We start from the raw sequence: 24853 nt of genomic DNA on the forward strand, positions 1-24853 counted from the left end.
TTGAATGATGAATTTTTTGTTTACCTATTTTCACTTTCTTGCGAGTTCTGATATTTAGATCACGAAATATTTTTCATGTTCTCATCTTTTTCACAAATTCATGTGTAGAAACGAGCAACATCACGATCACAAACCACCCCATTTAGTGATAAACATCACAATTAAAGGGCGTAGTTGGGCCAAAATATGCCACAGTGCAAGGTTTCTGAGGCTGATCATGGTCTGGGCCATTTTTCTTCACGTAACATAGCTTCAGAATTAATTCATAACGGCTTTTGTTTTGATGGTCGGTTATACGCAATCGACTCTCCTTATAAAGACAAGAGCCATGGAATAGGTAACCTTCGACATGTGGATCCCGTCTAAACTGACTCGCCCGGGGCGATTACACAACGCAATCTTAAGACCACGCGTATTAGATCTGCTGCAAAATGCCGACTGCTATAAGCTCGTATTATTCCGCTCTCCCGCAGGCTATGGAAAAACCACCATGGCCGCTCAGTGGTTGGTTGATAAACCCAATGTAGGTTGGTACAGCATTGACGACAGTGACAATGATGCCTTCCGTTTCATCAACTACCTGCTGCAGTCTCTTAATAAAGCAACGCAAAACGCCTGTCCTAACGCACAAAAGTTAGCGGAAAAGCGTCAGTTCTCATCACTGCACTCTTTGCTAAGTGAAGTATTCGCTGAAATGGCGAACTTCCATCATGAGTGCTTCCTTGTGCTTGATGACTACCACCTTGTTAACAATGACGATGTGCATGAAGCGATGCGTTTCTTCTTAAAGCACATGCCAGATAACCTAACACTTGTTGTAACAAGTCGCGGCACGCCACCGCTTGGTACAGCAAACTTACGCGTTCGCGATCTGATGATTGAGCTAGGCAACGATTCATTAGCATTCGATACAGAAGAGACAACGCGCTTCTTCAACCAACGAGTTACGGACGGTGTCGACGATACCACCGCGGGTAGTATCTGTGCCTATGTTGAGGGCTGGCCTTCTGCACTTCAATTGATTGCCCTGCAAGCGCAACATCAGAAACGTACACTTGCTCAATCGGCGGAATCCGTTTCTCACTTTAACCACGCCCACCTCTGGGATTACTTAGTGGAAGAAGTGTTTGACCTGCTGGACAAAGAGACTCGCCACTTCTTAATGCAGTGCTCTGTATTGGACCACTTTAATGATGAGTTGGTGTGCGCACTCACCCAGCGTGAAGACGCATTAGGGATGATTGAATCCCTCAACCGATTTGGGTTGTTTATCTACCCGTTAGAGGGTGAGAAAAACTGGTACCGCTTCCACAATCTATTCGGTGAGTTTTTGGCTCACGAACGTCAAGCGCGTATCCCACAGCAAGAAGCTGAACTGCATAACGCTGCCGCTCAAGCTTGGTTAAAACAGGACACGCCTCATCAAGCTCTTCGTCATGCACAAAGAGCAAACAATGCTGAGTTAATCGTCCAGATCTTAGGTACACACGGCTGGCAAATGTTTAACCAAGGCGAACTCTCTTCGTTAGAGATGGCGATCAAGCAACTCACGCCAGATCAGCTTTACAGCGACCCTAAGCTTTCGATGCTACGTGCTTGGTTAGCGCAGAGCCAACACCGTTACGACCAAGTAGGCACGCTGCTAGAAGAGGCAGAGTCTCAATACCAAGCCCGTAATATTGAGCTTGATACCCAGCAGCAAGGTCAATACAACGCACTCCGAGCGCAGGTGGCTATTAACAGTAACGAACCTGAAAAAGCACTCGAGTTGGCAGAGTTAGCGCTAAGCCAGCTTAATACCACCGTTTACCGTAGCCGTATTGTTGCCACCTCTGTCGTGGGTGAAGTTAACCACGTAATGGGTAACTTAAGCCGCGCATTACCAATGATGCAGCAAACCGAAAAACTGGCGCGCCAATATCAAGTTTACCATCAAGCACTGTGGGCGATTCTGCAACAGAGCGAAATTCTGATCGCACAGGGTTACGTTCAAGCGGCATTCGAACTGCAAGACAGCGCCTTCAAGCTTATCGAAGAGCACCAACTCCAGTACGTACCGCTTCATGAATTCCTACTGCGTGTGCGCGCTCAGATATGTTGGTGTTGGAACCGTTTAGACGAAGCGGAAGAGTGTTGCTACAAAGGACTAGATATTCTCGGTCACCACTCGCCAAGTAAACACCTGCACAGCTACTCGATGTTAGCTCGCATTGCACTCAGCCGCGGCGAAATTGATAAAGCTGCCAAGTTTATCGACCAGATTCAGCACCTTCTGCGCCAGTCCACTTACCACGTAGATTGGACAGCCAACGCCTCTCTTTCACTGCTGCTTTTCTGGCAAGTGAAAGGAGATAAAGATTCGATTCAAGATTGGTTGAACGTTGCGGTTCGCCCTGAATCAGCGAGCAACCACTTCTGCCAACTACAGTGGCGTAATATTGTACGTGCACACATCATGTTGGAGCAGTTTGAAGAGGCGGAAGAGGCGCTGGTATTCTTGAAGAGTGAGGCAAAACGATCTCACCTGGTCACTGACACTAACCGCAACTTGATTGTTGAGGCTGTGCTGCGTATTCAAACCAACGACGAAGAGAGCGCTCGTGTGTTGCTTGAAGAAGCACTACACATGACCAACCAAACGGGTATGGTCGGCAACTTCCTTGTTGATGGTTCAACGATTGGACACATTCTTGATAAGCTGAGTAATAAACCTGGCCTAGGCGATCTAGAGCGTCACCGTGCGCAACAGATCATGAAAGACATCTCAACCACTCAGCGTAGTCGCTCTGTACACTTCGATGAAGACTTTGTAGAAAACTTGGTCAACCACCCTAACATTCCTGAGCTAGTGCGCACTAGCCCGCTCACACAACGTGAATGGCAGGTACTTGGCCTAATCTACTCGGGCTTTAGTAACGAACAGATCGCACAAGAACTTGATGTGGCAGGTACAACCATCAAGACTCATATTCGTAACTTGTATCAAAAGCTGAATATCGCCAACCGTAAAGAAGCGATCAGTACCGCTGAGAACTTATTGCAGTTAATGGGATACTAAAGAAGATTCGAGAATCGAAGAAAAGAAACAGCTAGTCGCCGATGGTGGCTAGCTTTTTTTTGCTTATAAAACAGGCAACACCAACTTACAGACAAAAAAATAGCCAACCGCAATATCCGCGATTGGCTCTATATATGTGTGAACAAAATTCAGGTTCACTAACAACGTCAGTTGGCTAGGTGACCCTCGGCTTAAGAAGGGTCACTTGGTATAAAGCAGGATACGTGCCAACTTTTAAAACACAGTTTTTTGGGGGAATATCGCAAAAATGGCTCTCTGAACGACTCTCGATATGCAAAATGCAATTGCATAATGCAAACAAACGCAATATAAATAAGAAATCAATTTCATTTAAATCAGTAATAATGAGAGTCAAAATAGGATGCAAAGTTTATTATTTTTCTTCCCTGAATGAATTTGATGACACAATCCATACCTTCTCCGTGGACTAAGAATTAAAGTGACGTCCTCGATTGCATATTCATACTTTTTTTACACCAAAGTTTGTATACTGCACCAAACCATTATTAACTCTCAGAGACAAATGAACTACTTAAGTACTTTCTTTAAAGGCATGGCGATGGGTGCAGCAGATGTTGTGCCTGGTGTATCGGGTGGCACCATTGCTTTTATTACTGGCATTTATGACACGCTTTTAGAAAGCATTCGTCGAATCAACCCTAGTGTTTTAGGTATTTGGAAACGTGAAGGCTTTAAAGCTGCATTCAATCACATCAATGGCTTCTTCTTAATCGCTCTATTTGGCGGTGTATTCACTAGCATCGCTACCTTAGCAAAACTGATCTCTTGGTTGCTGGTCGCCCACCCTGTGCCATTATGGTCTTTCTTCTTCGGTCTGATCTTGGTCTCTGTGTTCCATATTCTTAAGCAAGTTGAGAAGCGCGATGCAATACGTGGGCTATTTCTGTTACTCGGCGTTGCTTTTGCTTATAGCATCACGGTTCTTAAACCACTGCATATGGAACCAACCAGCATTAATGTCATGCTTGCAGGCGCGATTGCAATCTGTGCGATGATCCTTCCTGGTATCTCCGGCAGTTTCATTTTGCTACTTATCGGCATGTACACGCCTGTACTTGCTGCCGTAAAGGGTTTCCAAATTGACATCCTACTGCTGTTTCTTTCTGGATGTGTGATTGGTCTTTTAAGCTTCTCTCACGTTCTTTCTTGGCTACTGCGTTCATTTAGAGATGTAACTTTAGTCTTCCTAACCGGTTTGATGATTGGCACCCTGCCAAAAATCTGGCCATGGAAAGAGACCATCAGCTGGCGCACTAACTCCAAGGGCGAGCAAGTGCCATTGATTCAAGAGAATCTTTCTCCATTTGAATTTGAATCTATTACTTCTCAACCATCACAATTAGTCCTCGCGGTAATCATGATGATGGCAGCGATTCTATTGGTGCTGGGCCTAGAGAAATTCGCAGAGCGAAACGGTCATTAACAGACCAGTAGACAGAAATTAATAGAAAACACCTAAAGCGAAGCAAGCAGCTTCGCTTTTTTGTATCTGGTATATCCAAAAAATCCATGACCAATATCCAGATAAATCTCCACTACAAAGCTTCTACCCTCCGCACAAAATTGTTTTTTGATACAAGCACGTAATGAGCTTTGTGATACCATCGCCCCTCAATATAAGGAATAATGAGAGCCCCTATGCACCCAGCACTTAAGGTTGCGATGGTAAGCGCCGCCCTGCTTGCCGGCTTCTTTGGCCCACAACTACTCGAGCAAGTTACTCACGCGCTAGACACTCAAACAGAGCGAGACATCAGTCAGTACTGTATGTTGAGCACGCAAGAGTGCGCTCAAGATTCGGTCACCATGGTGTTTGAGCACGACACTGCTCAACCTCTGGTGCCTGCCACTCTAACCGTCACTTGGGATGGCACCAGTTCCGACCAACTTCAGTTATCACTCAGTGGTCTAGAAATGGAGATGGGTACGGCGAGATTTCAATTAAAGCGCACCGAAGGGAATACATTCCAAGGTGACGTCATTTTACCTGTGTGTACCATGGACAAGATGACATGGCTCGGTGAATTAACCGACGGCAATAATACGGTACACCCAGCAATAAGGATGGAAATATGAGTAAAAACTGGTCACTCGCATTAGTCGTTGCGTTCGTACTCGGGTTCGGGGTCAAAACCTATCTTGATGAACAGAGTAAAGCTCAAATGCAGCTAGAGAAAGAGCAACAGATCTCAGCAACTACTCTGTTTGGTAAAGATAACCAACCCGTAGAGATCTTCGATGAAAATGATTCTCGAGTGCGAATTGTGTACTTTGGCTTCACTCGCTGCCCAGACGTTTGCCCAACGTCACTAGCCATGTTAGCTGGAGCGCTCAATCAGCTTTCTGAAGAAGAGGTTGCGAACGTTCGCCCGATGTTTATCTCTTTAGACCCAGAACGTGATGCTGCAGAAGCATCTTATGAATACGCGCAATACTTCCACCCGAATATGGAAGGATTAAGCGGCCCTCTTGATATCACAACTGCGCTGGCTCATAACTACGGCGTGATTTTCCGTAAGTCAGAATTAGAAGGCTCAGAGCTTGAGTACACACTCGACCACAGCTCTTACTTCTACTTTTTAAAACCTGATGGCACCTTGATTACTAAGGTTCCACATACACTTACGCCAGCACCGATTGTTGATGCAATCAAAAAGCTATAACGCCTAGCGATAGCCGTTAACCGATTCAATTAGATTGTTTAGGGAACCGAGAATAATGAAACTAAAAGCCCTCGCATTGGCAGGTATGCTGCTTTCTTCAGTTGCTCAAGCAAGTGACGTTATGATTCATGACGCCTACGCACGCGCAATGCCACCTTCTGCTGTAAATAGCGCTGTTTTTACCACTCTGATGAATCACAGCGATGCAACTCGCACGCTTGTCTCTGCCTCGACACCAGCAGCTGGGAAAGTAGAACTTCATGACGTCATTATGGAAGGTGAGATCATGAAAATGCGCCAGGTTGAAAGCATTCAAATCCCAGCGCATGGCAGTGCAGAGCTTAAGCCGGGAAGCTTACACATCATGTTATTTGATTTAGCAGCTCGCCTTGAGGAAGGGCAAAGCATCACTCTAACCCTCAACTACGCGAATGGTGACGCCCAAACTGTCGAAGTTCCTGTCAAAAAAGTGATGAATGGCATGAAGAAAATGGACCATTCTCATCATTAAGTTAGAGTTTCCATTCAGTTTCGCATAATAATTGACCATGACAGCTTCTCGTTGTCATGGTTTTTTGTTAAAGTCGCCAAGCAATTTAGAGTCGAGTGGTATGACATTGCGTTATACTCACTACTGTCAATAACTCACCAAGGAGAACGTCCATGATTGTAATGAACCCACTAGCGCCCGTAGTAAAAGAAGCGTACTACTCGTAAGGCAATAACAATTTACTTTCCCTTACGACCAATAAGTTACTTCATATATCTGTAACTTGTTATCCAGCATGATGTAAACATCATTCACACTAAGCTGAAGAATCTAACAACCACTTCTTTTACCCGGTTTGCGCTGCAGACAAGCACAAAACCCGGGGTCCTATCTATTGAATTCGACCCATATTCTCATTTTTTGACATCGCAATAGCGCCAAAGTCGCGAGTTGTATGTCGAGGTATAGCAATGAATTCTAAAAACGCATTTTCCGATCCAATTTCACTCTCGCAACTTGGATGGAAACCTATTTTTCAACAACAGCTAACACTTGAAGATTACGAGCAAGAAAACTTCGCAGCTCGCGTGATCGCACATCACCGAAGCGGCTATACACTTGCTTCTGAGCAGGGTGAAATCCATCTCGCGATTCACCATGCTTTGCCCGCAATGACAGTTGGCGACTGGGTGATACTCAAACCCAACCAACAATTTGAGCGATTATTGGAGCGCCAGTCACTGTTCAGCCGTAAGGCTTCAGGTACTCGAGTAGCAGAGCAATTGATATCGGCCAACGTTACGACCGTGTTTATCGTCGTATCCTTGAACCACGATTTCAATCTAAGCCGCATTGAGCGTTACTTAGCACTGGCTAATGAAGCGAAAGTGGAACCTGTCATCGTCTTAACCAAAAAAGACTTATGTGACGATTCAGAGGCCAAAGTAAGCCAAGTTCAGAGCCTAGATCCGTTACTCATGATTGAAACCGTCAACGGTCTTGATTTAGAGTCAGTTCAGGTACTCGCGCCATGGTGTACATCTGGCGCGACTGTCGCTTTGATGGGCTCATCGGGTGTAGGTAAGTCGACAATCGTTAACTCTTTGATGGCTGAGCAAGCTCAAGCGACGGGTGGGATTCGTGAAGACGACAGTAAAGGTCGACACACAACCACATCACGTTCACTTCATTTGCTGAAAGACGGTGGTTTGTTGATCGATACTCCAGGAATGCGAGAGCTGCAACTTTCTGATTGTGCCGAAGGTGTCAGTGAAACCTTTGCCGACATCGAAGAGCTTGCTACGAATTGTCGCTTCTCAGATTGCCAACATCAATCTGAACCAGGGTGTGCGATTCAACAAGCACTCGAAAATGGCGATTTAACAGAGCGTCGATTCAACAACTATCAGAAACTGCTCCGTGAACAAGCTAGAAACAGCGCGACGCTAGCGCAGCAACGCGCGAACTTTAAACAGCTAACTAAGATGTATCGCAGTGTGCAGAATGAAAGCCGTCATCGAAAACAGTTCGATGATTAATATGCATACTTAGTCATCAAATAGCAGACAAAATAAAGCAAACTATGCTGCCAGTGAGAGATCGCTTGGCAGCATTTTTACATCCAAGATATCAATTATGCATACATAGTTTGCATAACCATTCCTTGCCAATCAAAACCACAGACACATCAACTGCATATCCATATTTGTAAAGATTTATATCTTAGATCGCATACATAAATTTAACAATTAGAGCTAAAACACCCACACAGCGCAAACAATCACACCAAAATGAAACTAATCCTAGACACTGAGATTAATCAAGCTAATATGACCGCCCATTCGACTAGTGTATAGTTCGAAATGGTTCCATTTTATAAAAGAAATATCACTATAATAAGTTAACAATTGCAGGTAATTTATGCAAAATCACAACATGTTCGCCCGCATCGCTCGTGGAAATCTCGTTCTACAGATCCTTGCTGGTATTGTATTCGGTGTCGTTCTCGCCATGTTCTCGCCTTCGGCGGCTCAAGATGCAGGTCTACTAGGTAGTCTGTTCGTAGGTGCGTTAAAAGCTGTAGCCCCAATTTTAGTATTCATTCTTGTTGCTGCTTCTATCGCTAACCAAAAGAAAGGTCAGCATACTCACATGCGCCCAATCATTGTGCTTTACTTGATTGGTACCTTCTCTGCTGCACTAACGGCCGTTGTTCTGAGCTTCATGTTCCCAACGACTCTAACTCTGGTTGCTGGTGCTGAAGGTGCAAACCCTCCTCAGGGCATCACAGAAGTTCTACAAACACTGCTATTCAAATTGGTTGATAACCCAGTAAATGCACTGATGAACGCAAACTACATCGGTATCCTTGCATGGGCGATCGGTCTAGGCCTTGCTCTACACCACGCTTCAGCGACAACCAAAGCGGTATTCGAAGACCTAAGCCACAGTGTTTCACACATTGTTCGCTTCATTATCCGCCTAGCGCCTTTCGGTATTTTCGGTCTAGTATCTGCAACATTTGCGACAACTGGTTTCGAAGCACTAGCAAGCTACGGTCAACTACTGGCGGTACTACTAAGCTCTATGCTGATCATCGCATTGGTTATCAACCCAATCATCGTATTTGTTAAGACTAAGCAGAACCCTTACCCACTGGTTCTTCAATGTCTACGTGAATCTGGTGTAACGGCATTCTTCACACGTTCAAGTGCAGCAAACATCCCTGTAAACATGAACCTATGTAAGAAGCTTAACCTAGACGAAGATACTTACTCTGTATCTATCCCACTAGGCGCAACCATCAACATGGCTGGTGCAGCAATCACGATTACTGTTCTAACATTAGCTGCTGTACACACTATGGGTATCCAAATCGATATCTTCACAGCGATTCTTCTAAGCCTTGTTGCGGCTGTATCTGCATGTGGCGCTTCTGGTGTTGCAGGTGGTTCACTACTACTTATCCCACTAGCTTGTGGCCTATTCGGTATCTCGAACGACGTAGCAATGCAAGTTGTAGCGGTGGGCTTCATCATCGGTGTGATTCAAGATTCTGCTGAGACAGCGCTTAACAGCTCAACTGACGTGGTATTCACTGCCGCTGTATGTAAAGCTGAACAGCAAAAGTCTGACGCTTAATTTCGATTAAGATCGCAAAGGGGTAGCCACTGGCTACCCCTTTTTGTTTGCTTCAATTCTTATACCAACATCGCTGATTGATTCGTTTTCTCGAGACTCAATGAGTATTTTAAACTAGCTCTTCCAATTGGGCTGAACGGTCGACTGACTGAAATCGAGACCAGCGGAACCATCACTTGGTTTGTTGGTTGATGCATCAAATGGGACTTGTGTGTAGTCACTCACTTCTTTTGCTGGTTGCTCTAACACGACGTCTTCTACTGTCTCTTCAGGCATCACTTCGACACCCTCTTCTGTTTTCTTAGGCACTGGTACTTTACGCTTATAAAGCTTGTTTAGCGCCTTGATTACCGAGTGTTTGGTCACCGCTTCTTGCGAGAGCTTGGTCATAATAGGCTTAGTTAACGCCTGTAATCCAACGATCGAATCAACACCAAGGTTCGCTCCCACTTTGTCACGCTGCGCTTTGGCAGGTTCATAACCAAAATGAGCAGATAAAAACAGCCAGATGTAAGCAATAGCATTACCGTGCTCACCATGGTCAATCCAAGCTTCACCGGCATGGAACATGGCTTCAGTATTATTTTTTTCCGCTGCTCGCTCTAGCCAATAACAGCCTTGACCGTGGTTTTTCTCTACACCTAAACCATTCAAATAACTCAGACCTAACTTAATCTTTCCGTTGAGATCATGCTTATCTGCCGCCATTCGAAACCACTCCACCGCATTTTCTGGAGAGTAGTCAGAGTTGTCTTTATCGAGGCACCAATCGCCCATAAACAACATTGCATCGGTATGCCCACTGGTGGCAGCTTCTTCAATCAGAGCATACCCTTTCGGTATGTTCTTAGTGGTACCTCGACCGTGAATCAAGGCTTGTCCCATATTGAACTTGGCATCGGCATCATTATCTAATGCAGCAATCGCTAGCTGCCAAAAGTTTGCCTGCTCTCTCAAGATCAGGTCCTCTTTACGCTTCATGCTGAGGCGAACAATGCCATACATACCGTTGACATTATCTTGCTGCGCCGCTTTCTCATACCAATACAACGCCTCTTTGATGTTGGTGCGTTCTGCTTCTTTGGCCAAATAAAGGACTGAAGGGATATGGCCAGTCTCGGCTTTGAACAGGCGGTCTTTCTTCTCTTGCAGGCGTGCCTTCTCTATCGCCTTTCGATAAGCGACCTCTCTAGCCTTGCGCTCCTGCTCTAGTCGCTGCTTTCTCAGAGATAAAGAGATCAGCCAAATGACGACTAAAATCAGAGAAAGTGCAGTTGCACCGATAGCGATGCCCATTGTGCTCATAACGTCTCAACTGTTTGTTGTTCAACTAGTGTTTATTTTTATATCGATACTAGTCGATGAATGAAGATTAATAGGCTAAAGAAAGAACCTATAGCCATCATGAGTTTAGTATCTCAGGATTCTTGTGCCATAAGAAGCTAAACCGATTTGTTCAGAATGAAATGCTAGTGGGTGATATGATATTGCTTCCAACCTAAGTCCTTCGCTTGATGTCACTGCAGAAAGCAGCCATCTCACCCTTTGACCTTGTAAACCATCATACTCACTCTCGGCATATTTCCCTACTCAAGGTCACGAAAGTGTTACTGCGCTATCGTTTCGTTTATCAGCAATCTGCTAGTTTTAAGAAATAACTTGCCCCATTAAGTTACACCGTAACCCACAAGCAGCTAGGCTCCCTCTAATTACCTCATTTATACGCCTCTTTTTTGCTCAGTTTTACATTGTAAATCGGGGCACCAAAATTCCTCGGTAAACACCAAATAAAAAAAGCGGCTTGAAACTCATGTCTCAAACCGCCCATGCTTACCGTTTTTGTCAAACTTACTATTTGTCGCTCTGCATTCTTTCCCAGATAGTCGGTGAGCCAATGTAATCTTGGACACAGCTAATGAACTCTTTCACCAACTTTGTCTGCTTTCTGTGTGGATACACAGCGTAGATGGCCGTCTCTTCGGTTGATATACGATACTCAGGAAGTAACTGAACGAGCCCAAGGTCTTTCATTGGTGCGTGCAGGTTCGATTGGTCCAACAAACCATAACCCAACCCATCACTGACGCCCGAAACAATAGTGCGTACGTCACTCACCTTATAATTGCCTTGCAGCGACAACACTTGATACGTATCGCCATTAGGTTGCTCACTAATGCGCAATTGATCGAGCGTCATATCACCGTTGGTATAAATAATCGCAGGCAACGACAACAGATCCTGTGGCGTTTGTGGCTCACCATGCTCAGCGATAAAATCGTGCGATGCCACCAGCATAAAGTGACTATCTGCTATTTTCTTGGCGATAAGGTTTGATTCAACCAACTTACTGAAACGAAAGGCGATATCGATTTTACCCGCAATGATATTGGCAATCTTATCGTCCAGTGAGAGCACGATCTGAACATCGGGATAGCGACGCATAAATTGAGTCACGATCGGCTGCAAATACTGTTGTCCAAAATAGATTGGAGAGGTAATCCGCAGTACACCTTTAGGTTCAGATTGATACGAGTCGGCAATTCCTTGAATCTGATTTAGGGTGTCTTGAAGCACACGAGCTTGCGCTAAGATCTCTTCACCCGCAGAAGTCAGTGAAAACGATCGTGTAGATCGATTGAGCAGCTGAACACCAAGGTCAGCTTCCAAGCGCTTGATCTGCTTAGATAGAGACGAATTATCCATGTCATGAAGCGTTGCCGCTTTGGTAAAAGATCCCTGCTGAACCACATCAAGGAACAGAAGTAATTGGTTGGTATTTAACACATGACTCTCTTTAGAAAATAGATTCGGTTATCGTTCATCTTTCGGCGTATCCATCACCACCATGGTTGTGATGGACTGTACTTGAGGACACTCACCCAACACATCCGCATGAAACTTTTTATAGCTGGGTAAATCTTGAGTTTCCACCCGCAACAGGTATTCGTTCGCCCCAGTAATGTTATGGCACTCGACTACCTCTTTTTCCAAACTGACATGATCTTCAAACTCTTGCTGCGCTGCTTTGCTGTGACTTGATAAACCAATAGAAACATACGCGATAAAGCCAACGCCCATTAAGGTGTTATCGAGAACGGCACGATAGCCCTGAATCACGCCTTGTTTCTCTAGTTCCTGAACGCGGCGCAATGTCGCAGACGGAGATAAACCGATGCGCTCCGAGAGCTCAATATTGGAGACTCTGCCGTCCGCTTTTAGCTCAAGCAATATCCTTTCGTCAAATCTATCCATAGGTGAATTTAATTGTGCAATTAATGAATTTAACTCGAATAAAAGCACATAATTGCCCGACTTTCCACTTAGTATGAATCGTGACCGGTCAGACACAACTGTAATTTTCACTATTTAGGAACAACGCCATGCCTTTTGAACAACTTACCGCACTCGCGTTATTTGCGTTTGTCTCGACCTTCACACCTGGCCCAAACAACATCATGTTGATGACTTCGGGCGCAAATGTAGGCTTCACCAAGACCATCCCACACATGCTGGGTATCGCACTTGGCTTCGCCATTATGCTGCTATTGGTCGGCTTTGGCTTAATGGGTTTGTTCCACAGCTTCCCTATTATTCACCAAGTATTGAAATATCTGAGCTTGGCTTACCTGGTTTATTTAGCGATTAAAATTGCTACCAGCGGTAAAGCAGAAGAGAAGGAAAGCTACAAGCCGATGTCGTTTCTAGCTGCTGCAAGCTTTCAGTGGGTTAACCCGAAAGGATGGTCGATGGCATTAACGGCAATTTCGGTTTACAGCACTGGCAGCTCATGGGTTGAGCTCGCAATCATCGCCGCTATCTTTACGCTTGCTAACCTGCCATCCGTGACATTTTGGACAGCAGCGGGGAAACAGCTCCAGCACTGGTTGACGACTCCCTTGCGCATTAAAGGCTTCAACTACGCGATGGCATTGTTGCTGTTAGTTTCGACCGTACCAATGATTTAAGTCCTTGCTGATCTATTTCTTACTCGAGCTACAACCAGCTAAAAAGCGCCTCTTGAGGCAGAGTCAACATAGACTGTCCATGAGGCGTTAATGTCCACACAAACCCTAGAATATTCAGACCACAGCAGATGAAAAACAGCGTTTTAAAGGGCTGCTTTTGAGTCTTATGTCGAAACTGCTGCTGGGCTATCAACGCGCCTAGCCAGCCCCCACATAACGCAAGCAGATGAAGTGTATTCTCTGGGACACGCCACTCACCTTTTATTGCCGCTCGCTTATCTTTTGCGTAAGTGAAATAAGTCATCAGCCCTATCAATAAATACCCTCCAAGCATCAGCTTTGAGCTTGAATAAAATGCGATCGAAAGGCTCACAATAAAGAGATAGGTAAACACAATTTTTAATGATGACGACAAGGTTATCCCCTTTTGCGCAGCAGCTCACGAAGCTTAATAACTACGCCCTGAATTCTTATAGAAAGGATGAGTAATAAGCCCGTTATTTGCGCTAGCCTACTCGCCTCATCCCTACATAACATGATGGAAGTTAAGGAATTATAACCATGTACAATAAAAAACATACCATCTATCAAGTCTTTACACGGCTGTTTGGCAACCAAAACACCAACAATAAGCCTTGGGGCACAATTGAAGAAAATGGCGTTGGTAAATTCAGTGATTTTACCGACAAAGCACTTTCTGAAATTAAAGACCTAGGCATCACCCATATCTGGTATACCGGTGTCCCGCATCACGCAGTGATCAATGACTACCAAGAAGTGGGAATCACCCAAGATCATCCTAGTGTGGTTAAAGGCCGAGCTGGCTCTCCCTACGCGGTCAAAGACTACTACTCGGTCAATCCAGATTTGGCAGATAACCCGGAAAAGCGCGTTGAAGAGTTTGAGGCTCTCATTAAGCGCAGCCATGAGAATGGGTTACAAGTTATCATTGATATCGTACCAAACCATGTCGCCCGTCAGTATCGTGGTCATCACAATCCTGCTGGCGTTGAAGACTTCGGTGCCAGTGACGATACCAGTGTTGAGTATCACAGAGAGAATAACTTCTATTACATCCCAGATTCCCAGTTTGAGCTGCCGGATATCAACCCAGCCTTTACACCACTTGGTGGAGAAGCGCACCCTAGCCTAGAAGTACCGTTCATTGAAAAGCCCGCCAAATGGACAGGAAACGGCTCACGTTTGGCTAAACCTAACTTCGACGATTGGTATGAAACGGTCAAAATTAACTACGGTATCAAGCCTGATGGCAGCAAAGACTTCCCTGAACTTCCGCAAGGCTATGAAGACAAAGACTACATCGAGCATTACCACTACTGGCAGCAGTTTGATGTACCTAGCTCTTGGGTTAAGTTCCGCGATATTGCGCTGTACTGGATCGCTAAAGGTGTTGATGGCTTCCGCTACGACATGGCAGAGATGGTACCTGTCGAGTTTTGGAGCTACTTGAACTCATCTATTAAAATGCGCAAATCCGATGCCTTTCTGATGGCAGAGGTCTACCAACCGGATCTCTACCGAGATTACATTCACCTCGGTAAGATGGATTACCTCTACGACAAGGTCGATCTCTATGATGGTCTAAAAGAGATCATGCAGGGCAAAGCCTCCACCGCGATCATTTCTGAGATTCAAGGCAAGATGCAGGACATTGAGCACCACATGCTGCATTTCTTAGACAATCACGATGAACAGCGTGTCGCATCGCCGGAGTTTTCTGGTAACCCAGAGATGGCAAGACCTGCAATGTTAGTGAGTGCTTTAATCAGTAGCTCTCCAACCATGCTCTATTTCGGTCAAGAAGTCGGTGAAGCCGGCGCTGAGAACGCTGGGTTTGGCCAGCCGTCACGCACCTCAATCTTTGATTACATTGGTGTGCCACAACACCAGAAATGGATGAACCACGGCAAGTTTGATGGTGGTCTCCTAAACGAAAGTGAAATCGCACTGCGTAATTTCTATAAACGCATCATGAACTTCACGTTAGAGCACTCTTCAATGACAGGTGAATACGTCGATCTCTTCGCCAAAGGCGAGCTTTCTGACACTAGCCATGCCTTTCTACGATATGACGCCAAAGAGCTAGTTATCGCGACCAGTCGCTTTGCAACGCAAGGTAATGAGTCGATTAAAGTGACTATCCCTGAAGAGCATATCTCCGCTATGAACCTCGCTGACGGAACTTACTCTTTGGAAGATAAAATTGAAGGCCTAGAAACGCAATCACTCACGGTAGATAACGGCATCGGGTATTTCAGTTGTGAATTGAAGCCATTAGCCGCATTAGCTTGGGTGTTGAAACTCAATTGATTCTATATTTATCACTAATTATAAAAGAGCCAAACGGCTCTTTTTTTTTGATGATTATTAAGTGGTAAATAAAGCGCTAGTAATCTCACAAAAATTAGGCTGAGTTCTCATCCTATTTACTCATCCTCCCTTCTACGCCTTTTTAAAATAATCACCCGTTTTGTGTGTTATCGATCCAATTAATTATCGTTTGGCCTAATACAAAATGTGATTCCGACACTATTTACTTTTAATTTCCTAATTTTAAATAACTTTGTTTATAAGGCTCACAAATAGATCACCGTATTCAACATTACGATATTCATCGAGAATAAAACTAATATGGATATAACACGTGAATACAAAAAACTTTAAACTCTCTACCCTTGCAAAAGCAATGCTGCCAATCCTTGCTGCAAGCGCACTAAGTGCATGTGGAGATGACGACAGCAGCTACACCGCACCAACACCAGGTACGTCGGTACCGGGAGAAGTGGAACTTGCACCTAACGTTGATCTGCCAGCCGCAGCTGCAACTCCAAGTGCCAATGAAGTTTCACTAAGCTACATCGCTGATACCACTTCAAACGTGGCGCGCATGTCCAATACCACGACAGATTTCAGCAAATGGACTCTGGTATGTGGTGACAAATCCTTTACTGCGACATCTTCGGATCAATTTGGTCCAACTTGGCTAGTCGCGGCCAGCGAGGCAACCGGAAGCTGTAAGATCACCGATGGCACCACAGAGCAAGCATCGGTTAACCTTGATGCTTCTGATGCGGGTAGCACTGTTGGTGTAACCCATACGGGTGAAAAAGTTTCAGGCTCGCGTCAGGACACCATGCTTAAGGGATACGGGCTTGACCAAGAAGGAACCGATGTAAAACTTCCTGAAGCACAACCTCCAGGTGAGTTGCCTGCTCCACCAGCTAATCACTTCGCCGTTCACCTTTATGATCCTCTAGGCGATAAGAAAGAAGAAGGCGCAGATAAAGACGGTTACGGCAACCTTAACCTGCACATCTGGAACGATTCAAAGTGTGCAGCTGGCGATCCAAGCTATTTCAATGATGACTGGGAAGACACCAGTGTCACACCAGACGACTCAGACGAGTTCGGCCCAGTTTGGTATGTTCCTGTCACCGATGATGCAAGCCAATGTTTCAATCTCATCTTCCGTAATGCCAATAAAGATAAGCTGATTGGCGCTGACCTTGTTATCGACATTTCTGGCCAAGCTGACAATCCAGCTGTCACTTACATGGCTGGTAGCTCAACGTCTTATGCGACTCGCAGTGAAGCTTTTGAGGTTGCAGGTCCATCTTCTGAATTCACTATCGACAGTGTTGGCGCGATCCTGATTGACGACCAAACGCTAGTTTGGAGTGCAGGAAACGGAGCTGACCAAGTTCAGATCATGTTCAGTTCCAATGGTGAGTATCAAGTATCAGAAGATGGCGTCGTTAGCGGTGCATCTATCGTTCTTTCAAGCGCAACACTTACAGACGCTCAAAAAGCCAAATTCCCACACTTAGCGGATTACCCAGCGTTCGAACTTCCTGACTTACCAGAAGAGCTATCACTTAGCTCATTAATGAAGGGCAGCTTAATTGCACTGGCTTCTTCTGATGGTGCTGAAGGCGAGCCAGCAGCACTGCGCTCTTCAACAGCAGTTCAATACGCAGGTGCACTGGATGCGATCTTTGCCGAGGCAGCCACCGACCTTGAATACGGTCCTATCTATGGTGATGACGGTGTGACCTTCCGCTTATGGGCACCAACCGCCTCTGAGGTTGAGCTGGTTGTCTACAACAGTGACAAATCAGAAGCTTCTCGCCACACCATGCAAGAAGACAGCGCTACGGGTAGTTGGAGTGTTGAAGTCGAAACTGATTCAGTCGATAGCAAGTTCTACCGCTATGCGATGAAGGTCTTCCAACCAAGAGAGCAGAAGGGTTACAGCTACGAAGTGACAGACCCATACTCTGTCAGCTTATCTATGAACTCTTTCTACAGCCAAGCTGTGGATCTAGATTCTGACGAACTGAAGCCAGCTGGTTGGGATGGATTAGATGCCCCACATTCACAAAACCCAGACAATGGCGATTTAGCGAATATGGTGATCTACGAATCTCACGTTCGTGACTTCTCAGCTCGTGACAAGAGCACTGACAACAAGGGTAAATACCTAGCATTTACTGAGCAAAACTCAGTACCAGTGAATCATCTTAAAGAGCTTAGTGACGCGGGCATGACACACCTGCACTTAATGCCTGTATTCGATATCGCAACCATCAACGAAGATCCAAGCCAAGTGGCAGATATCGACGAACCATTCAGCAAGCTTTGCTCTTTGAATGAATCGATTAAGAACGACAGCCGTTACAGCGACTACTGCACTAGCGGTGGCACAATCGCCGAAGCTTTTGAAGAGCTTAAAGCGACTGATACCAAAGACAACGCAGTGGTAGAAGGCCTTAACGAGTACGTCCGTTCTGTCGACTCTTACAACTGGGGCTATGACCCATTCCACTACACAGTGCCAGAAGGTTCTTACGCAACAGATGCGGAAGGTACCGCACGTATTCTTGAATTCCGTGAAATGGTTAAATCGGTCAAGCAAGATGTTGGCATGAACGTAGTAGTAGACGTGGTGTACAACCACACTAACGCTTCGGGCATGAATGACAAATCGGTACTCGATAAAGTCGTACCACTATATTACCAACGTCTGGTTCCAGATTCTGGTCTCGTAGAAACATCAACCTGTTGTGAAAACACGGCGCCAGAGCATGCGATGTTCGCGAAGCTGATCGACGATTCCATTCAAACTTGGGTGGAAGCGTACAAGATTGATGCATTCCGTTGGGACTTGATGGGCCACCACCCACTATCTCAAATGCAACAAACGCTCGCTGCAGCTCGTGAAGTCAATCCAGAGGTGTACTTCTACGGTGAAGGTTGGAACTTTGGTGAAGTTGAAAACAACCGTCGCTTTACACAAGCAACACAACCTAACCTAGGTGGCACAGGCATCGGTTCTTTCTCGGACCGACTCAGAGATGCTGTTCGAGGCGGTAGCCCATTCGATGGTGGTGAAGCGATTCGTAAGACTCAAGGCTTCGCAACGGGCGCAGCAACACTGCCAAATGAGCTAATGGCCGATGATGAAGGCAATGTTTCTGACGTCGAGCTGGAGCGCGCGCTACACCAAATCGACCTGACTCGTTTGGGCATGGCGGGTAACTTAAAAGACTTCAAGATGGTCGACTTCGAAGGCAACACCCAAGTAGGTTCATCCATTGACTACAACGGCCAAGAAGCGGGTTACGCAGAGCAACCATGGGAAGTACAGAACTACGTATCAAAACACGATAACCAAACATTCTGGGACATCAACATGTACAAGGTATCGGAAGATGCTAGCGTAGATGTGCGTGTTCAAATGCAGACCATTGGTATGTCTACTGTACTACTAGGTCAAGCGATGCCGTTCAACCACATGGGTGGTGAGCTGCTGCGTTCAAAATCGATGCAACGTGACTCGTACGACTACGGCGATTGGTACAACCTCGTTGACTTCACTCTTACTGACAGTAACTGGAACAAAGGTCTGCCAGCGAAAGACAAGGATGCGGATAACTACGACCAGATCGCTCGTGCGACTGCGGATCTAAACTCTCAGCCTCAAGCTGAACACATGGAGCGCATGTACAATAACTACAAAGAGTTGTTGATGCTTCGTTCTGCTTCGGATCTGATGACGCTACCAAGTGCACAAGAGATCATCAACCGTGTTGACTTCCGTAATACGGGTAAAGGCCAAACAACCGGTGTGATCGCAATGACCATCGATAACGGCAGTACCCAAACCGCGGATATCGACAGCTCAGTTGATGCAGTTGTAGTCATCATCAATGCGACTCCAGAAACACAAACAGTCGGTGATTTCGTTGACCACGAGAGCAAGCCAATTGTTCTGTCTGGCTTTGAATTGAGTGCTGCGCATCAAGACAACGGTATTGCTGGAAATGCATCATTCATAGAAGGCAAGTTCTCAGTACCGGCTTGGTCTACCGCGGTATTCGTTCAACCAAGAGGCTCTGAGCGTGGCCTAGGTCTACCAGTTGCAGAAAAAAAAGCAGACTTACCACCGTTTGGTAAAACTAAGGTCTATATTGCAGGCGGCTTCGAGCAAGCTAGCTGGGATCCAGCAGCGATTGAAGTGCCTTACACCAACAGCGGTTTGTACACTATCGAGTTAGGCTTGGCTTCTGACACCGGCTATAAGTTCACGCATGGTGACTGGGACTCTCAAATTAGCTGCGGCGGTGAGAACTGTCCTTCAAACTTCTCTGATATGGGTATGTATGAGTTCTCATTGGACGCTTCTGATGTGGAAAACCCAGTAATTGTCGAAGCTAAGCTTGCTGAAAGCTACAAAGACAAAACTTGGTACATCCCAGGCACAATCTCAGGTAACTGGGGTCACGACGATGCACAGAAGATGACCACAAATGCACAAGACGCAACTATGGTGAGCTTCACCACTGCAGAGCTGGCTGCGAACCAAGAGTTCCAATTCAAGTTTACTTGTGGAGATTGGGGACAGTGTGAGCATGGCTATAGTGATGTCGTGGTTGCTGAAGGTTCACTTGCCGTTACTGACAATGGTGGCAACCTAGCCTTTACACCTGCAAGTGAAGGCACCTACACAGTGACATTCGATATCATCTCTAAACAGGTGAACATCGCAGCGACTAAGTAATCGCTCGTTCAACGCCTACAAAAAAACGCTGACTCAGGTCAGCGTTTTCTTTTTCAACTCGTCTAAAAACGTAAGATCACAGAAAATTCAAGCTCGCAGAAATTAGGGCACACTAATAAGAGTGTTGCTGAAGAACCTCAATAAAGGCTTCGATTTTTTTATCCTTCACGCCCTGCTTCGCGTAAAGCCCAACATTACCCAAACGTTCGCTGTTCACCAAAAGTGTCTCCACACCCTGCTCTTCCATCCACTGACACATGGTGTGGCTGTATGGCATAACCGCATCGCTCATTTTCAAGAGATCGATACTGGCCGATAGAGAGTCAACATCGTAGATATCTCGGCCCAGGTGTTCGCTCTCTTTGGCCATGATTTGAGAGTTTACATGGTCACTCAATACCGAGTTATGACGTGAATGGTCTGGTGTGACCCGCAAGATCGGATAAGCCTCGGCCTCAGTCATCAGCACCTCAGTCGATAGCTTTTTCCGAGTTAATAAAGGGTGTCCAGCCCTCACAAACATCGCCTCTTTATCTCTAAACAGCGGATAGAAGGTCACTTTACATCGCTCATGCAAACCGTAGATTTCGTGGCCAACAAACAGATCGATATCGCCTTGTACCAAGTGATGCATCAAAGAAAGATTGTTGCCGAACTCCAGATGAAGTGATCCCGAAGGCTCTCGCTCTTTGTAAGTTGCTACAGCATCACGAACAAACTGTTCCCACCAAGCTTCGCCCGTACCCAACTTCAACTTACCCAGTTGACGCTGCTGCATATCGGTAAAACGATGCATTAAAGAGAGATGCTTCTCTTGCTGCTCTTGAGCATGTTCACGAAAGAGTAAGCCATACTCAGTGAGTTCAACACCTTTCGACTTACGAACAAAAATCGGTACACCAATATCGTTCTCAAGTTTCTTAATCGCAGCGGTCAATGATGGCTGACTGATATTGAGCTTTTCAGCAGCACCTTTAATACTGCCTGTATGCGCAACCATCAAAAAATATCGGTAGAGCTTATTCATCGTATTCTCTTAGTTTGCATCGGATCACAAAATGTAAGGTTAGAATTCCAACAGTTTTAGACTGGTAAGACAGGATCCCGCCTCAAACTATAATGATATAGGATTTTTCTATAGAGAGCACCATTCTCGCTATTTCCCAGAAAGAGACGAAATCTCTATAGTGGCGAAATTGAAATGAATAAGTGAGATCGAACAATGGAACAAAAATGGTGGCATGACGCGGTAGTCTACCAAATCTACCCTCGCAGCTTTCTAGACTCTAACAATGACGGTATCGGTGACCTAAACGGCATCATTAGCAAACTCGACTATCTAAAACTACTGGGCATCAATGTCATCTGGTTGTCGCCAGTTTATCAATCTCCAATGGATGATAACGGTTATGACATTTCAGACTACCAAGCGATAGCCGAAGAGTTCGGTAGCATGGAAGACATGAAACGTTTGATGGATGAAGCCAAAAAGCGCGACATCAAGATCGTGATGGATCTTGTGGTCAACCACACATCAGATGAACATCGTTGGTTCGAACAGGCTCGTTCTTCAAAAGACAACCCATACCGAGATTACTACATCTGGCGTGACGCAAAGCCAGATGGCAGCGCACCGGATGATCAGCAATCTATTTTTGGTGGCAGTGCATGGCAATGGGACGAGCAAACGGAACAGTACTACTTCCACCTATTCTCAAAACGTCAGCCTGACCTAAACTGGGAAAACCCAAAAGTACAAGAAGAAGTTCACCAGATGATGAATTGGTGGATTGATTTAGGTATTGGTGGTTTCCGCCTTGATGTGATTGATCTTATCGGCAAAGAGATCGATAAAGGCATTACAGGTAATGGCCCACGTTTGCACTCATTACTAAAACAGATGAACCAAGCGACCTTTGGTAATAAAGATCTGCTAACGGTTGGTGAAACTTGGGGCGCAACGCCTGAAATCGCTAAGCTATACAGCGCCCAAGATCGCGATGAGCTTTCGATGGTATTCCAATTCGAGCACATAACCCTGACCTGGGAAAATGGCGATAAGTGGAACCCAATCCCGCTAGATCTGCGTGAATTCAAGAACGTACTCACCAAGTGGCAGGTAGAACTGGCTGACGATGGCTGGAACTCGCTATTTTGGAACAACCACGACTTGCCGCGCTTAGTCTCTAAGTATGGTGACGACAAAAAGTATCGCGTTGAGTCAGCGAAAATGCTCGCGACGTGTCTGCACTTCCTAAAAGGGACACCTTACATCTACCAAGGTGAAGAGATCGGCATGACCAACGTCGCTTTCGATACGTTAGAACAATACAAAGACATCGAGACTCACAACTTCTACAAAGTAAAAACAGAAGCGGGTGTTACCCATGAACACATGATGGGCGCGATTCACGAAAACAGCCGTGACAATGCTAGAACGCCTATGCATTGGGACAACAAACCTAATGGTGGATTTACAGAAGGTACGCCTTGGATCGAACTGAACCCAAATTTCCCAGAGATTAACGTAGAGAGTGCACTGAGCGATCCAAACTCAATATTCTTCCACTATCAAAAACTGATTGAGCTGCGCAAAGCACACCCTGTAATCGTTTATGGTTCATTCACTCCGGTCTTTGAAGAGCATGACCAAGTGTTTGCGTATGTGAGAGAGCTGGATGGCGAAAAACTGTTTGTGGTTTGTAACTTCTCAAACGACAACCTGACACTGGATATGCCTGAACAATACCAAACTCAGACGCTTGATTGTCTCATCAATAACTATCAAACGATCACAGAGTTGTCAGCTAAGCTTGAACTGGCGCCGTATGAATCATTTGCTGTAAAACTGTAATCATACGTTAAATTCAACACACCAAAGGCAAGGTTCTCCTTGCCTTTTTTATTGCCCAAAGCCATCGATTCTCTCCAACATTTCACACCTTAGCCTAAGCAACCTAGCGCTTAGTTTTGAATGGTTTTCAACACCCAAAAATAGTTTGAGCCCGCCTTCACATTTCTCTATACGCGCCACTTCACAAAACTATGGCGATAGCCTGTAAAACAGCACTATATCGGCATTGCTATAGTTTTTTACTATATCAAAGATGCGTTTACCTATTTCTCAAAGGCCAAATTAGTCGATATTATTTTCAGCAGATAATAAGAACTGGTAGAAGCGTTTCCCGTTACGGATAACCTTCTTAATATGGAACAAGACTATGAAACCTCTATTAAAAACACTTTCAATTTGTACCCTTGCTGCTCTATGCAATGCTCCTGCTATTGCGATGGAAGAAGGCGAAATCACTATCTGGATTAATGGCGATAAGAGCTACGCTGGCCTTGCTGAAATCGGTAAGCAGTTTGAAGAAGACACAGGCGTTGCAATCAAGGTTCAATACCCAGATTCTCTAGAAGCGAAATTCCAACAGCATGCTGCAACAGGCGGCGGCCCTGACATCATCTTCTGGGCACACGACCGTTTTGGCGGTTACGCGGAAGCTGGCCTACTTCATGAACTAAACCCAAGCAAAGAGTTCAAAGAAAAACTTGTCGACTTCAGCTGGGATGCAGTAACAGTAAACGGCAAAATTGTTGGTTACCCACTGGCAATCGAAGCACCTTCTCTTATCTACAACAAAGACTTACTGCCTACGCCACCAAAAACTTGGGAAGAGCTAGCTGACATTCAAAAAGAGATGGCGAAGCAGAACAAGAAAGCGATCATGTGGGACGTGAAAAACGCGTACTTCACATGGCCGATGATCTCAGCGGGTGGTGCATTCGCATTTGAGAAAACAGCGACAGGTTACAACGCGAAAAGCACAGGTGTGAACAACGCAGCTGGCGTTCGCGGCCTACAGTTCCTAGTGGACATGGTTGACCAAGGTGTTGTTGATCCAAACATGGATTACTCTGTATCTGAAGCTGAGTTCACTAAAGGTGAAGTAGCAATGACCATCAATGGTCCTTGGTCTTGGGGTAACCTAGATAAGCTAGGCGTAAACTACGGTGTTGCTGAACTGCCAACATTGAACGGCGGTAAAGGTAACCCATTCGTAGGTATCCTAAGTGCGGGTATCAACGCTTCGAGCCCAAATACGGATCTAGCTGTTGAGTTCTTAGAAAACTACCTATTCCAAGACGACGCGCTAAAAATCATGAACGATGATAAGCCTCTTGGTGCGGTAACACTGAAATCATTCCAGAAGATTCTTGAGAGTGATGAGCGCATCAAGTCAACAATGACTAACGCAGAAAACGGCGAAATCATGCCAAACATCCCACAAATGACCGCTTACTGGTTCGCTGAGGGTGCTGCAATTGATAACGCAATGCAAGGCAAGCAAACCGTGCGCGAAGCGCTAGACACTGCTGCAAAACAAATTACTAAGTAAACCATTCCATAAT

Annotated in this window: 17 protein-coding genes; 12 read left to right on the forward strand and 5 right to left on the reverse strand. The window is 45.5% G+C overall.

The features are described 5' to 3' along the window. Positions 1-349: 349 nt before the first annotated feature. The 7 genes from malT (at position 350) to sstT (ending at position 9394) form a co-directional block, all read left to right on the forward strand. A complete protein-coding gene (malT, locus tag VFDL14_RS14625; protein ID WP_032550533.1) occupies positions 350-3058 on the forward strand; it encodes an HTH-type transcriptional regulator MalT in 2709 nt (902 codons plus the stop codon). Positions 3059-3602: 544 nt separating this feature from the next. Next, positions 3603-4523: a DUF368 domain-containing protein gene (locus VFDL14_RS14620; protein WP_032550534.1), complete on the forward strand. Its 921-nt coding sequence runs from the start codon at positions 3603-3605 to the stop codon at positions 4521-4523. Positions 4524-4738: 215 nt separating this feature from the next. Then, positions 4739-5176 (forward strand): hypothetical protein, encoded by a 438-nt coding sequence (locus VFDL14_RS14615; protein WP_032550535.1) that lies wholly within the window; start codon positions 4739-4741, stop codon positions 5174-5176. After that, positions 5173-5763 (forward strand): SCO family protein, encoded by a 591-nt coding sequence (locus tag VFDL14_RS0123070; protein ID WP_032550537.1) that lies wholly within the window; start codon positions 5173-5175, stop codon positions 5761-5763. Before VFDL14_RS14615 ends, VFDL14_RS0123070 begins: the two co-directional genes overlap by 4 nt. 55 nt (positions 5764-5818) lie before the next feature. Continuing rightward, positions 5819-6274 (forward strand): copper chaperone PCu(A)C, encoded by a 456-nt coding sequence (locus VFDL14_RS14610; RefSeq protein WP_032550538.1) that lies wholly within the window; start codon positions 5819-5821, stop codon positions 6272-6274. Between the two features lie 449 nt (positions 6275-6723). Further along, positions 6724-7791, forward strand: a complete 1068-nt coding sequence (gene rsgA / locus VFDL14_RS14605) for a ribosome small subunit-dependent GTPase A (RefSeq protein WP_032550539.1) — start codon at positions 6724-6726, stop codon at positions 7789-7791. Between the two features lie 382 nt (positions 7792-8173). Further along, complete coding sequence (gene sstT, locus VFDL14_RS14600) at positions 8174-9394, forward strand: serine/threonine transporter SstT (protein ID WP_032550540.1); 1221 nt, start codon at positions 8174-8176, stop codon at positions 9392-9394. 114 nt (positions 9395-9508) lie between these two features. Here the strand turns inward: sstT and VFDL14_RS14595 are convergent, their stop codons facing one another. From VFDL14_RS14595 to VFDL14_RS14585, 3 genes are all read right to left on the reverse strand, one after another. Continuing rightward, on the reverse strand, positions 9509-10690 hold the full coding sequence (locus VFDL14_RS14595) for a tetratricopeptide repeat protein (protein ID WP_032550541.1): 1182 nt from the start codon (positions 10688-10690) through the stop codon (positions 9509-9511). A 555-nt stretch (positions 10691-11245) separates the two neighbouring features. After that, positions 11246-12178, reverse strand: coding sequence for a LysR family transcriptional regulator (locus VFDL14_RS14590; RefSeq protein ID WP_032550542.1), 933 nt, complete (start codon positions 12176-12178; stop codon positions 11246-11248). A gap of 27 nt (positions 12179-12205) precedes the next feature. After that, positions 12206-12646: an Lrp/AsnC family transcriptional regulator gene (locus VFDL14_RS14585; RefSeq protein WP_032550543.1), complete on the reverse strand. Its 441-nt coding sequence runs from the start codon at positions 12644-12646 to the stop codon at positions 12206-12208. 128 nt (positions 12647-12774) lie between these two features. Here VFDL14_RS14585 and VFDL14_RS14580 point away from each other — a divergent pair, with 128 nt between their 5' ends. Continuing rightward, positions 12775-13359, forward strand: a complete 585-nt coding sequence (locus tag VFDL14_RS14580) for a LysE family translocator (protein ID WP_032550544.1) — start codon at positions 12775-12777, stop codon at positions 13357-13359. Positions 13360-13387: 28 nt separating this feature from the next. On the opposite strand, the gene VFDL14_RS14575 is transcribed toward VFDL14_RS14580, so the two are convergent. Next, positions 13388-13774, reverse strand: a complete 387-nt coding sequence (locus VFDL14_RS14575; protein WP_050487371.1) for a DUF1294 domain-containing protein — start codon at positions 13772-13774, stop codon at positions 13388-13390. A 146-nt stretch (positions 13775-13920) separates the two neighbouring features. On the opposite strand from VFDL14_RS14575, the gene VFDL14_RS14570 reads away from it, so the two are divergent. Further along, positions 13921-15690, forward strand: a complete 1770-nt coding sequence (locus VFDL14_RS14570) for an alpha-amylase family protein (protein ID WP_032550545.1) — start codon at positions 13921-13923, stop codon at positions 15688-15690. Positions 15691-16024: 334 nt separating this feature from the next. Beyond that, positions 16025-20440 carry a pullulanase-type alpha-1,6-glucosidase gene (gene pulA, locus VFDL14_RS14565; RefSeq protein ID WP_032550546.1) on the forward strand — a complete coding sequence of 1472 codons (4416 nt, stop codon included), beginning with the start codon at positions 16025-16027 and terminating at the stop codon, positions 20438-20440. Positions 20441-20552: 112 nt separating this feature from the next. Here pulA and VFDL14_RS14560 read toward each other — a convergent pair whose 3' ends face one another. Further along, positions 20553-21467: a LysR family transcriptional regulator gene (locus VFDL14_RS14560; protein ID WP_032550547.1), complete on the reverse strand. Its 915-nt coding sequence runs from the start codon at positions 21465-21467 to the stop codon at positions 20553-20555. A gap of 195 nt (positions 21468-21662) precedes the next feature. Here VFDL14_RS14560 and VFDL14_RS14555 point away from each other — a divergent pair, with 195 nt between their 5' ends. Further along, a complete protein-coding gene (locus tag VFDL14_RS14555) occupies positions 21663-23294 on the forward strand; it encodes a glycoside hydrolase family 13 protein (protein WP_032550548.1) in 1632 nt (543 codons plus the stop codon). Positions 23295-23661: 367 nt separating this feature from the next. Beyond that, positions 23662-24840, forward strand: coding sequence for a maltose/maltodextrin ABC transporter substrate-binding protein MalE (gene malE, locus VFDL14_RS14550; protein ID WP_032550549.1), 1179 nt, complete (start codon positions 23662-23664; stop codon positions 24838-24840). The last annotated feature ends 13 nt before the right edge of the window (positions 24841-24853 follow it).

The sequence above is a fragment of the Vibrio fortis genome, from assembly GCF_000695685.1.
GTDB lineage: Bacteria > Pseudomonadota > Gammaproteobacteria > Enterobacterales > Vibrionaceae > Vibrio > Vibrio fortis_A.